This window comes from Pseudomonas edaphica (genome assembly GCF_005863185.1).
Taxonomy (GTDB): domain Bacteria; phylum Pseudomonadota; class Gammaproteobacteria; order Pseudomonadales; family Pseudomonadaceae; genus Aquipseudomonas; species Aquipseudomonas edaphica.
In genome coordinates this window covers 1-11,007 of sequence record NZ_VBVZ01000169.1, presented here as the reverse complement: position 1 = coordinate 11,007, position 11,007 = coordinate 1, and the positions used below count along the sequence as shown (strand labels likewise).

The 11,007-nt window shown below is 60.3% G+C and carries 12 protein-coding genes and 1 pseudogene; 9 read left to right on the top strand and 4 right to left on the bottom strand.

What is annotated here, in order from left to right:
- Positions 1–93 precede the first annotated feature (93 nt).
- The 3 genes from FEM54_RS13455 to FEM54_RS34015 all read left to right on the top strand — a co-directional run bounded on the left by FEM54_RS13455 (position 94) and on the right by FEM54_RS34015 (position 1,614).
- The gene (locus tag FEM54_RS13455; protein ID WP_138451331.1) at positions 94–999 is read left to right on the top strand and encodes an alpha/beta hydrolase; all 906 of its coding nucleotides are present in this window, start codon (positions 94–96) and stop codon (positions 997–999) included.
- The gene (locus tag FEM54_RS13450) at positions 996–1,322 is read left to right on the top strand and encodes a PA3694 family proteiin (RefSeq protein WP_017137106.1); all 327 of its coding nucleotides are present in this window, start codon (positions 996–998) and stop codon (positions 1,320–1,322) included. Before FEM54_RS13455 ends, FEM54_RS13450 begins: the two co-directional genes overlap by 4 nt.
- Before the next feature lie 118 nt (positions 1,323–1,440).
- Positions 1,441–1,614, top strand: a complete 174-nt coding sequence (locus tag FEM54_RS34015; protein ID WP_157786501.1) for a hypothetical protein — start codon at positions 1,441–1,443, stop codon at positions 1,612–1,614.
- A gap of 50 nt (positions 1,615–1,664) precedes the next feature.
- On the opposite strand, the gene lptF is transcribed toward FEM54_RS34015, so the two are convergent.
- The 3 genes from lptF to FEM54_RS13435 all read right to left on the bottom strand — a co-directional run bounded on the left by lptF (position 1,665) and on the right by FEM54_RS13435 (position 3,559).
- Positions 1,665–2,450 carry a lipotoxin F family OmpA-related lipoprotein LptF gene (lptF, locus tag FEM54_RS13445; protein WP_017137108.1) on the bottom strand — a complete coding sequence of 262 codons (786 nt, stop codon included), beginning with the start codon at positions 2,448–2,450 and terminating at the stop codon, positions 1,665–1,667.
- Between the two features lie 55 nt (positions 2,451–2,505).
- Entirely contained in the window at positions 2,506–2,931 is a 426-nt protein-coding gene (locus FEM54_RS13440; RefSeq protein WP_017137109.1) for a DUF4398 domain-containing protein, read from the bottom strand.
- 283 nt (positions 2,932–3,214) lie between these two features.
- Entirely contained in the window at positions 3,215–3,559 is a 345-nt protein-coding gene (locus tag FEM54_RS13435) for a pilin assembly protein (RefSeq protein WP_099548541.1), read from the bottom strand.
- Positions 3,560–3,743: 184 nt separating this feature from the next.
- Between FEM54_RS13435 and ppc the strand changes: the two are divergent.
- The 6 genes and pseudogenes from ppc to FEM54_RS13405 all read left to right on the top strand — a co-directional run bounded on the left by ppc (position 3,744) and on the right by FEM54_RS13405 (position 10,254).
- Positions 3,744–6,371, top strand: a pseudogene (gene ppc / locus FEM54_RS13430) (phosphoenolpyruvate carboxylase).
- Positions 6,372–6,651: 280 nt separating this feature from the next.
- On the top strand, positions 6,652–7,299 hold the full coding sequence (gene adk, locus FEM54_RS13425; protein WP_056857561.1) for an adenylate kinase: 648 nt from the start codon (positions 6,652–6,654) through the stop codon (positions 7,297–7,299).
- 90 nt (positions 7,300–7,389) lie between these two features.
- Positions 7,390–8,076, top strand: coding sequence for a tRNA (adenosine(37)-N6)-threonylcarbamoyltransferase complex dimerization subunit type 1 TsaB (tsaB, locus tag FEM54_RS13420; protein ID WP_138451329.1), 687 nt, complete (start codon positions 7,390–7,392; stop codon positions 8,074–8,076).
- A gap of 160 nt (positions 8,077–8,236) precedes the next feature.
- Entirely contained in the window at positions 8,237–8,539 is a 303-nt protein-coding gene (locus FEM54_RS13415; protein WP_017137114.1) for a hypothetical protein, read from the top strand.
- The gene (locus FEM54_RS13410; protein WP_099548543.1) at positions 8,539–9,399 is read left to right on the top strand and encodes a DUF72 domain-containing protein; all 861 of its coding nucleotides are present in this window, start codon (positions 8,539–8,541) and stop codon (positions 9,397–9,399) included. Before FEM54_RS13415 ends, FEM54_RS13410 begins: the two co-directional genes overlap by 1 nt.
- A 27-nt stretch (positions 9,400–9,426) precedes the next feature.
- Entirely contained in the window at positions 9,427–10,254 is an 828-nt protein-coding gene (locus FEM54_RS13405) for an isocitrate lyase/PEP mutase family protein (protein ID WP_138451327.1), read from the top strand.
- A gap of 1 nt (position 10,255) precedes the next feature.
- Here FEM54_RS13405 and FEM54_RS13400 read toward each other — a convergent pair whose 3' ends face one another.
- On the bottom strand, positions 10,256–10,876 hold the full coding sequence (locus FEM54_RS13400; RefSeq protein ID WP_138451325.1) for an energy transducer TonB: 621 nt from the start codon (positions 10,874–10,876) through the stop codon (positions 10,256–10,258).
- Positions 10,877–11,007 lie beyond the last annotated feature (131 nt).

Below are 11,007 nucleotides of genomic sequence, written 5' to 3'. Positions count from 1 at the left end.
CTGAAAGACCGCTATCGCAGGCAAGCCAGCTCCCACATTTGATCTCATTGGTTCTTGAGAAATGAGTACAACCTATCAGCGAGGCTTCAACGGATGAGAATCCTCGGCATTCTTTGCCTGCTACTCACTTTAAACGGCTGCAGCTCACTGCTGTTCTACCCCGAACCCGGCCTGCCGTTCACGCCGGAAAAAGCCCACCTGGCCTATCGCGACGTCACCCTCACCACCGCCGACGGCGTAAAGCTGCATGCCTGGTGGCTGCCGGCCAAACCCGGTGTGCCGCTCAAAGGCACGGTGCTGCACCTGCACGGCAATGGCGGCAACCTGGCCTGGCATCTGGGTGGCAGCTGGTGGTTGCCGGAGCAGGGCTATCAAGTGCTGTTGCTGGACTATCGCGGTTATGGCCTGTCTGAAGGCAAGCCGTCCTTGCCGGCGGTGTATCAGGACATCGATGCCGCATTCGGCTGGATCGACAAGGCCCCTGAAACCCAAGGCCAGCCGCTGATCGTGTTGGGCCAGAGCCTGGGCGGTGCGCTGGCGGTGCATTACTTGGCGGCACACCCGCAGCGCCAAGCCCAGCTCAAGGCCCTGGTCCTGGACGGCGTGCCCGCCAGTTATCGTGATGTAGGACAATTCGCCCTCAGCACCTCCTGGTTAACATGGCCGTTTCAGGTGCCGCTGTCGTGGCTGGTGCCCGACGCCGACAGTGCGATCAATGCCATGCCCCAGCTTACCGGCGTGCCCAAGCTGTTGTTCCACAGCCTGGATGACCCGATTGTGCCGGTGGCCAACGGCATTCGCCTGTATCAGGCCGCGCCGCCGCCGAGGGTGTTGCAGTTGACCCGTGGCGGCCATGTGCAGACCTTCGCCGACAAGACCTGGCAAACCGTGATGCTGCGCTATCTGGACGACCCGCAGCACTTCAATGGCCTGCGCCGCCTGGGCGAGATACCGAATTACCCTATTCCTAAAGTTGATTCATCAGAGAGCCCGCAATGAGCGAAGAACGCAACATGATCCCGCTGATCCTCACCGGCATCGGCACCATCATCGGCACCGTCGGCTGCCTGTGGTTTTACGGCTACTTGCACTTCGCCAAGCCGGAAGATGCCTTGTTGCTCAGCGACTTCACCATGCTCAAGACCGTGCCGGGCGAGGACTACAAGGTCTCGCTGACTCCGGCTGCGCAGGTGGCGCAATGCATTGATGGCGTATTGGTGATGTTTGATACCGAACAGAAAGGCTTGAGCGGCGTACTGGTCAATAACAAGAAACAAGCCGTGCGTTGCATGGGCCAGGAAACCCCGCAACTTCAAGAGTAAAGCGCTTCAATGCAGCGATACTGAAATATCTGGAACCGTATTCCGTAGGATGCCACTTAAGGGCTTGTCAGCGCTGCTGATGGATAACTTATGAATGGCCAGCCAAGGGAGAGTTACGGTGAATATTGCTGCGATAGACAGGATGTTGGATATGGCCCGGGCGCAGCAAAGTTTGGATGAGTTCAGCGAGTGGGACGCAGAGCTTTCCCAAAAGGAGCAGGACGAAACCAGGCGGCGCACGGAGTTCGAGCTGGCGGGCGGCGACGACAGCAACCGTCAGATCCAATTCTGAAGCAAAAAAAACCACCGTTTCCGGTGGTTTTTTCATCCTGCGTCAATCAATCAGTTAGCAACGGAAGAGCGTGGCTTGACTGGCTGGTTGTCGTTGGAGATGGTCACTTCAACGCGGCGGTTCATGGCACGGCCCGAAACGCTGCCGTTGTCGGCAACCGGGTATTCCTTGCCGTAACCCTGGGTCACGATGCGCGAGATATCCACGCCTTGTTGAGCCAGTGCACGTTGTACCGAAGCGGCACGACGCTCGGACAGGCTCTGGTTGTACGAGTCCGAACCGGTGCTGTCGGTGTAGCCTTCGACGATCACTTTACGGTCCGGGTTGTCGCGCAGGAACTGAGCCAGTTTGGTGATGTTCACCAGGCCACTGGATTTCAGGTCGGACTTATTGGTGGCGAACAGCACGTCACCGAAGGTCACCAGAGTGCCGCGATCAGTCTGCTTGGCGTTCAAGCTGTCTTGCAGTTGCTTGATCTGTGCATCACGGGCTTGCAGCAGGGCGCGAGCACGTTCGTCGCCGGCGTTTTTCAGCTTGGCTTCGGATTCACGCAGCGAGATGGTGTCTTTGGCCACTTCCACACGCTGGTTGGTCAGGTAGGCCAGTTGGTCGACCTTCTTCTCGTCTTCCTTGTCGCGGTAGGCCTTGTCAGCCTTGTCCAGCCAATCCTGCGCGTCCTTGGTTTCCAGCGCCGCTACCTTGGTGGCTTGCGGGTTGGATTGCAGGGCCGAGAAGTTGGTCCGTGCGTTTTCCAGGTTCTGGTTCGGCGGGGTGGAGCACGCCGCCAGAGCAACGCTCATCGCCAGCAGGGCAGGGATCATCAATTGTTTACGCATAGTCGTGTCGTCCTTTCAATTCGATATCGGGTGCAGTGCAATCAGTGGCGGCGGCTTATTGCTGTTTGATAACAGCCGGGCGCATGCCTTCCTGACGCAGTTCCTGCACAGCTTTCTGGGAATCCTTCACAGCCTGGTCAGCTTTGGCAGCCTGGGCCTTGCGCTCTGCGACTCGGGCATCCCACTCGGCTTGCTCAGCCAGTTGACGCGCTTTGTCGTAGTTTTTGTCATGCATGGCCAGTTCGGCAGCTTTGAGCTTGTCCTGGGCCGACTTCATTTCTACCGCTGCGTACTCGGTGCCGCCGGCGCTGACTGCGCTGTTTACGGCGGACTGGGTCACGGCGTATTGCTCGGTCGGAGGGTTGCCGGCGCAGCCCGCCAGAACGAAGCTGGTGCCGATTGCCAGCGCGGCCAATTTCAGCCCGCGCAGATGGTTAAACGAGGATTTGGCAGTGCTGGTCTTCATCGTCTTCAACTCCATTGGATAACTCCTGAAAAAATCAAAATCCACTTCATTGGTTGGCGGTTGCAGGCTCGGCGGTAAAGCACCTAATGCCCTTTTCAAACGGCCGTTCCAAGTGATGGCTTACTGGTTGTGACCGGAGCGTTTTTTCAAAAGTTCAGCGGAGATGGCGATTTGCCTAAAAAAATATCTGACTGTTTGGTCAGCGTTTAAAAGTTTGAACTTTCGCGTTGCGCAGAGGTACTCCGAGCCTCTGTGAGGCCCGGAATACAGGGGTTAAACGGGGGGTGTCGAAGGTTTGTCAGTGTTGCTGTTTATCGGCGGTGGCTGATAAATCATGCAGATAGCGGCGTGACAGAGTCAGAAAGCGCGGCGTCGGGCCGACGTCCTCGTACAGTGGGTCACCCTCTTCATCGGTGGCGATCACATGCTGGCCCTTGATGTAGGGGAAGCTCGCTTCCAGCTCTTCAAGGGCCGCGCCGATCAGTTCGCCGAGCAATTCTTCGGTGCTGCGCTTGGGGTACATCTCGGCGATAGCGGCCAGGCGCGCAGCGGACTCGACGTCCAAGTGGATCGCGTACTCGGTTTTGGTCAGGCGACCCTTGGCGTTCTCTTCCCAATGTTGGGCCAGTTCTCGAATTTTCATGGCAACCTCAATAAGCCCGCGATGGCAGGCGGTGATGGGTGTCCAGTCGCCTGCGTGGGTAACACGACGACTCACTGTTGAGACTAGCTGCAAGTCGCAAGGTTTAAAGTGTCTTGTCAGAAACTGACGCGGGCGGCACTCTGGAAGGCCTGCGCGTCCCGGATTTCTGGCTGGAGATTGGCTGATGAGTGATATCGATGCACGCTTGCGTGAGGATGTTCACCTGCTGGGTGAGCTGCTGGGCAACACCATTCGAGAGCAGTACGGCGATGCTTTTCTCGACAAGATCGAGCAGATCCGCAAAGGCGCCAAGGCTGACAGACGAGGTGCTGGCGATGAGCTGAGCACCCGCCTCAATCAGTTACAGGAAGATGAATTGCTGCCCGTGGCCCGGGCCTTCAACCAGTTTCTCAACCTGGCCAATATCGCCGAGCAGTACCAACTGATCCATCGGCGCGATGAATCGCAACCAGCGCCCTTCGAGTCTCGCGTATTACCGGAGTTGCTGGCGCGCCTGCAAAGCGAAGGTCACAGCAATGAGTCCCTGGCCCGTCAGTTGGCGCGCCTGGAGATTGAGCTGGTGCTCACCGCCCACCCGACCGAAGTGGCGCGCCGCACCTTGATCCAGAAATACGATGCGATTGCCGCACAGCTGGCGTTGCAGGATCACCGCGACCTCACCAGCGCCGAGCGCGAGCAGATTCGCCAGCGCTTGCAGCGTCTGATCGCCGAAGCCTGGCACACTGAAGAGATCCGCCGCATCCGGCCCACGCCGGTAGACGAAGCCAAGTGGGGCTTTGCGGTGATCGAGCATTCGCTGTGGCATGCCATTCCCAATTATTTGCGCAAGGCCGACCAGGCCTTGCACGCCGCCACCGGCCTGCGCCTGCCACTTGAGGCGGCGCCGATCCGCTTTGCTTCGTGGATGGGCGGCGACCGTGACGGCAACCCGAATGTCACCGCGCCGGTCACCCGCGAAGTGTTGCTGCTGGCGCGCTGGATGGCGGCGGATCTGTACCTGCGAGATGTCGATCATCTGGCGTCCGAGCTGTCGATGCAGCAGGCCAGCCCTGCATTGCAGGCCAAGGTCGGTGATAGCGTCGAACCTTACCGTGCCTTGCTCAAGCAACTGCGCGAACGCCTGCGCGCCACGCGTCAATGGGCGCATACCTCACTGACCGCCAGCACGCCTGCGCCTGCCGATGTGTTGCAAAACAACCGCGACCTGCATGACGCGTTGGAGCTGTGCTAACAGTCGCTGCATGAGTGCGGCATGGGCGTGATCGCTGATGGCCCGTTGCTCGACTGCCTGCGCCGTGCCGTGACCTTCGGTTTGTTCCTGGTGCGCCTGGACGTGCGTCAGGATTCCAGTCGTCACTCGGCGGCCATGACCGAAATCACTGATTACCTGGGCTTGGGCCGTTATGAAGACTGGGACGAAGAAGCGCGCATCAGCTTCCTGAGCAAAGAGCTGACCAATCGCCGACCGCTGCTGCCGGGTTATTTCAAACCGTCGGCAGACACCGCCGAAGTGTTGAACACCTGCAAGGAAGTCGCCGCCGCACCGGCTGCATCACTCGGTTCTTATGTCATTTCCATGGCGGGTGCCGCGTCGGATGTGCTGGCCGTGCAACTGTTGCTTAAAGAGTCGGGCGTGCAACGGCCGATGCGCGTGGTGCCGCTGTTTGAAACCCTGGCCGACCTGGATAACGCCGGGCCGGTGATGGAGCGTCTGCTGCAATTGCCGGGTTATCGCGCGCGCTTGCAAGGCCCACAGGAAGTGATGATCGGCTATTCGGACTCGGCCAAGGACGCCGGCACCACCGCCGCTGCCTGGGCACAGTACCGGGCGCAGGAACGGCTGGTGGATATCTGCCGCGAGCAACAGGTGGAGTTGCTGTTGTTCCATGGTCGCGGCGGCACCGTTGGCCGTGGCGGCGGCCCGGCGCATGCGGCGATCCTGTCGCAGCCGCCAGGCTCGGTGGCGGGGCGTTTCCGTACGACCGAACAAGGCGAGATGATCCGCTTCAAGTTCGGCCTGCCGGACATTGCCGAGCAGAACCTCAACCTTTATCTGGCTGCCGTGCTCGAAGCCACGCTGCTGCCACCGCCGCCACCTGAGCCGGCCTGGCGGCATCTGATGGATGAATTGGCAGCAGACGGTGTCAGTGCTTACCGCGCCGTGGTGCGGGAAAATCCGCAGTTCGTCGAATACTTCCGCCAGTCCACACCCGAGCAGGAGTTGGGCCGCTTGCCATTGGGCAGTCGCCCGGCCAAGCGCCGTGCGGGCGGTATCGAGAGCCTGCGCGCGATTCCATGGATCTTCGGCTGGACCCAAACCCGCCTGATGCTGCCCGCCTGGCTTGGTTGGGAAGCGGCATTAAGCAAGGCGCTGGAGCGTGGCGAAGGTGAGCTGTTGGGGCAGATGCGCGAGCAATGGCCGTTCTTCCGCACCCGCATCGATATGCTCGAGATGGTACTGGCCAAGGCCGATGCCGACATCGCGCGGCTGTATGACGAGCGTTTGGTGCAGCCGGACCTGCTGCCATTGGGTGCGCACTTACGCGACCTATTGTCGCAGGCGTGCGACGTGGTACTTGGCCTGACCGGCCAGTCGCAACTGCTGGCCCATAGCCCGGACACGCTTGAGTTCATTCGCCTGCGCAACACCTACCTCGACCCGCTGCACCTGTTGCAGGCCGAATTACTGGCACGCTCGCGCCAGCAGGAGGCGGCGCAGGACAGCCCTCTGGAACAGGCGCTGCTGGTGTCTGTAGCCGGTATTGCCGCCGGTTTGCGCAACACTGGCTGAGGTTTTCTGCGTGTTCTCAATGGCTTGCAGATAAACAACGACGGCCGCCCGGAAACGGGCGGTCGGCGTTTAGGAGGCGGGGTTGCACTCAGGCATACCCTACCTATGACTGCATGGCGGGCGCGGTTCTTGCGACTTTTGGCGGCTTGTATGGATAGAGCCTGCTGTGTATCTTGATCAGCCTTTGGCCGTTTGATCGGCCAGGACCCACATTTTTACGAGATTGGCCCCACGCGGCGAATCCGAGCGTCATCTCTATAAAAAATTGAGGAGCACATCGATGCGCGTCATTCTGCTGGGAGCTCCCGGGGCCGGTAAAGGTACTCAGGCAAAGTTCATCACTGAAAAATTCGGCATTCCACAAATCTCCACCGGTGACATGCTGCGTGCCGCCGTCAAGGCTGGCACCGAACTGGGCCTGATCGCCAAGAGCGTAATGGACAGCGGCGGCCTGGTCTCCGATGACCTGATCATCAACCTGGTCAAGGAACGCATCAGCCAGGAAGATTGCAAGAACGGTTTCCTGTTCGACGGTTTCCCACGCACTATTCCCCAGGCGGAAGCCTTGGTGAAAGCCGGCGTTGAGCTGGACGCTGTGGTTGAAATCGCAGTTGAAGACGAAGAAATCGTTCAGCGTATTGCGGGCCGTCGCGTTCACGAAGGCTCGGGCCGCGTGTACCACATCGTCTACAACCCGCCAAAGGTTGAAGGTAAAGACGATGTGACCGGTGAAGACCTGGTACAGCGTAAGGACGACACCGAAGAAACCGTGCGCCATCGCCTGTCGGTCTACCATTCGCAGACCAAGCCGCTGGTGGATTTCTACCAGAAGCTTTCGGCTGCCCAAGGCAAGCCGAAGTACAGCCACATCCCTGGCGTGGGTTCGGTAGAATCCATCACTGCCAAGGTGCTTGAAGCACTGAGCTGATCCTTCGATCGGCTTTGCGTACAACGGCCCGCTTGCGGGCCGTTGTTGTTTATACTGGCGCACTTTTTTTCGACTTGGACACCTACACCGATGAGCACCCTGCTGGCCCTGGACACCGCGACTGAAGCTTGCTCCGTCGCCTTGCTGCACGATGGCAAGGTAACGAGCCACTACGAGGTGATCCCGCGTCTGCATGCGCAGAAGCTGTTGCCGATGATCAAGCAACTGCTGGAAGAGGCGGGCACCACGCTGTCTGCCGTGGGCGCGATTGCTTTCGGGCGTGGCCCGGGTGCCTTTACCGGCGTGCGTATCGCCATCGGCGTAGTGCAAGGCCTGGCCTTTGCGCTGGAGCGCCCGGTGTTGCCGGTGTCCAACCTTGCGGTATTGGCCCAGCGTGCATTGCGTGAACACGGCGCCTCGCAGGTGGCGGCGGCGATTGATGCGCGCATGGATGAAGTGTATTGGGGCTGCTACCGCGAAACCGCTGGCGAAATGCGTCTGGTGGGCGTGGAAGCCGTACAGCCTCCGGAATCGTCGGTGTTGCCTGCTGACGCCAGCGGCGATTGGTTTGGTGCCGGTACTGGCTGGGGTTATGGCGAGCGCATCCCTGTGCAATTGGCGGGGCAGGACGCTGCCATGTTGCCCCACGCCGAAGACTTGCTGACCCTGGCACGTTTCGCTTTCGAGCGCGGCGAAGCGATTTCGGCCGACCAGGCTGCACCGGTTTATCTGCGCGATAAAGTTGCGCAAACCAAGGCTGAACGCGGGATTATTTGACGTCAAAAATGCTGGCAATTTGGAGCAAAAATCCCCAATCGTCAGAATTTGCCCCGGTTTGTAAACCTTTTACAAATTATGTGTTCTAGTTATCACCAGAGCATTTGCGCACCACGGAAAGTGCCGCTAAATTGCCATCATTGATACCGAGTCTGCATGTATGCGTATAGACGGCTTTTCCTCACAGTCCTACCCACTCAAGCGTAAGCCGCGCAAGGCGAACGTCACGGTAGACGAGTCCGTCGAAGATTCGCCGGACTTCATCGAGGTTCAGTCAGAGTCGCAACCCAGTGCCCAAGGTTCTGGCGCTGCACGCATCAGTGGCCTTCCTGCCCGTCAGCAAGACATGGTCTTCCCCCGTTCCATGAGCAAAAGCGTCGCCACCGCGCTGGCCAGCTACCTGACCACCGCCGGCTTTGTCGAATGGGATATGGAAGTGCTGGGTCTCGACATCCACATCTGATGCGCCTGCCTTACTACATCGGCTGCCCGTCCTGGAGTGAAAACGCCTGGCGCGAGTACCTGTACCCGGCCGATGCCCGTTCCAGCGACTACCTTGCCCTGTATTCCCAGGTCTTTAACGCCGTTGAAGGCAACACCACCTTTTATGCCCGCCCCTCGGCCGCCACGGTGCAGCGCTGGGCTGAAATCATGCCTGAGGGTTTTCGCTTCACCGCCAAATTCCCCGGAGACATCAGCCACGGCGGCGACTTGCGCGAGCAATTGCCGGCAGCGGAAAGTTTTGTCGGCTTGATGAGCCCTTTGGGCGAGCGGGTTTCGCCGCTGTGGTTGCAATTGTCGGCGAGCTTTTCGCCGCAACGCCTGGGCGAACTGGCGGGTTTCATTGACGGCCTGGAACGCCCGCTGGCCGTGGAAGTGCGTCACCCTGAGTTCTTCGCCAAGGGCGATGCCGAGCGCAGGCTCAACCGGCTGTTGCGCGACCGTGGCGTGGAGCGTATTTGCCTCGATCCACGTGCGCTGTTCAGTTGCACTTCAACGTCGGCGGCCGTGCTGCACGCCCAATCGAAAAAGCCCAAGGTACCAACACGGCCGGCGGCGTTGACTCAATTTCCCCAGGTGCGCTTCATCGGCCATCCGGAACTGGAGGCCAATGACCCGTTCCTGGTCCCGTGGGTAGAAAAAATTGCTGGCTGGATCGAAGAGGGGCGCACGCCTTATGTGTTCCTGCACACCTCGGATAACCGCCTCGCCGCGCAACTGGCGCTGCGCTTTCACCAACAGTTGATGCTGCGTTTGCCGGGGTTGCCAGCGCTGCCAACCTTGCATCGGGAACCCGCAGCGGAGCAACTGGGGTTACTCTAGGGCTCCTTTTTCCGACAGGAGTCAGCCATGGATGCCCAAACCCTTCGCGCCGAAACCTTCAAGGCCTTGCATGAGCGTGACCGCGCATTCGTGATGCCCAACCCGTGGGACGCCGGCTCCGCCATCATGCTCGCCAGCCTGGGTTTTGAGGCGTTGGCCACGACCAGTGCGGGCTATGCGTTCAGCCTCGGGCGACCGGATGCGGAAGGCGCATTATCCCTTGAAGACACCTTGGCCAATGCGTCATCGATCGTGCGGGCCACTGCGCTGCCGGTGGCGGCTGACCTGGAGAACGGCTTCAGCGACACCCCCGAAGGCTGCGCCCAGACCATCCTGCGCGCCGCGGCCAGCGGTATTGTGGGTGGCTCTATCGAAGACGCCACAGGCATTGCGGTCGACCCGATCTATCCGTTTGACCTGTCGGTGGAGCGCGTGGAAGCCGCCGTCGCCGCTGCCCGCAGCTTGCCATTTGCCTTTACGCTCACCGCCCGTGCAGAAAACCTCCTGCATGGTCGCCCGGATTTGCCTGACACTATTCGCCGCCTGCAAGCCTACGCCGAAGCCGGGGCGGACGTGCTCTACGCTCCCGCCTTGCGCAGTGCCGAAGAAGTGCTTGCGGTGGTCAAGGCGGTGGCGCCCAAACCGGTAAATGTGCTGATGTCCGGTGGTTTGAACCTGAGCGTGGCGCAGTTGAGCGAAATGGGCGTGCGCCGCATCAGTGTCGGCTCAGCCATGGCGCTGGCGGCGTATGGCGAGTTCTATCGGGCGGCGCAGGAGGTGTATGAGCTGGGCACTTTTACCTTCACTGAACGCAAGATGCCGTTCAGCCAGGCCAACGGTTTTTTCAAAGACTGAATCAGGCCGCCAGGCGCAGGTTGTTGAGGACCAGCGGGCGCGCCCAGTGATAATCGAAGTCCAGCGCCTTCTGTTGCGCCACCAGCTCCTCGGCCGGGTAAGGCGTGGCAGGCGGTGGCAGCAGGTCCAGTTCGAATTCGGCAATCGGCAGGTGCAGCGGCTGGGGCTGCGGCGCCGGGCCAGGCTCAGGCGGCGGGTTGCCGGCATTGAGCACAATCGGGCGGACCCAGCCGCTTTCGAAGTTTTGCTGGCGCTGCTGGGCGATGATTTCTTCTGCCGGGAACGGCGTGGCAGGCGGCGGCAGCAGCTCGGTTTCAAATTCGGCGATGGGCAGGAACAGCGGCTCCGGCGGGGCGACCTCGGTGTCGTGTACGTCGCATTCACGCTGGGTGAGGATCTGTGACAACAGGTCGGCGCCTTCGCTGGGTTCTACCGCCGGGTCCCTCGGCGCCGGGGCTTTGGCCGCCAGCGCACCCGGCGTATCGCCAAGCTGCTCGGCCAACGCACGGGCGAAGAAGTCCTGCCACACATGGCTCACCCCAGCCAGCGCTTGAGTATTGCGCAGGCCGTAGTGGTTGTGGGTCGGCAGTACACCGATGGTTAGGGGAAGAATGTCTGACATTTTTCTCGGTCGACGCTCAGCTCTGGCAAAATACCTGACTGTTGTTTTTATCGGCCGTTGTTTGCCGATCCTTAATATTTTTGAGCGTAGCGATTGATGAGCGAACAACCAGCGGCCAGCCGCATTCGGGT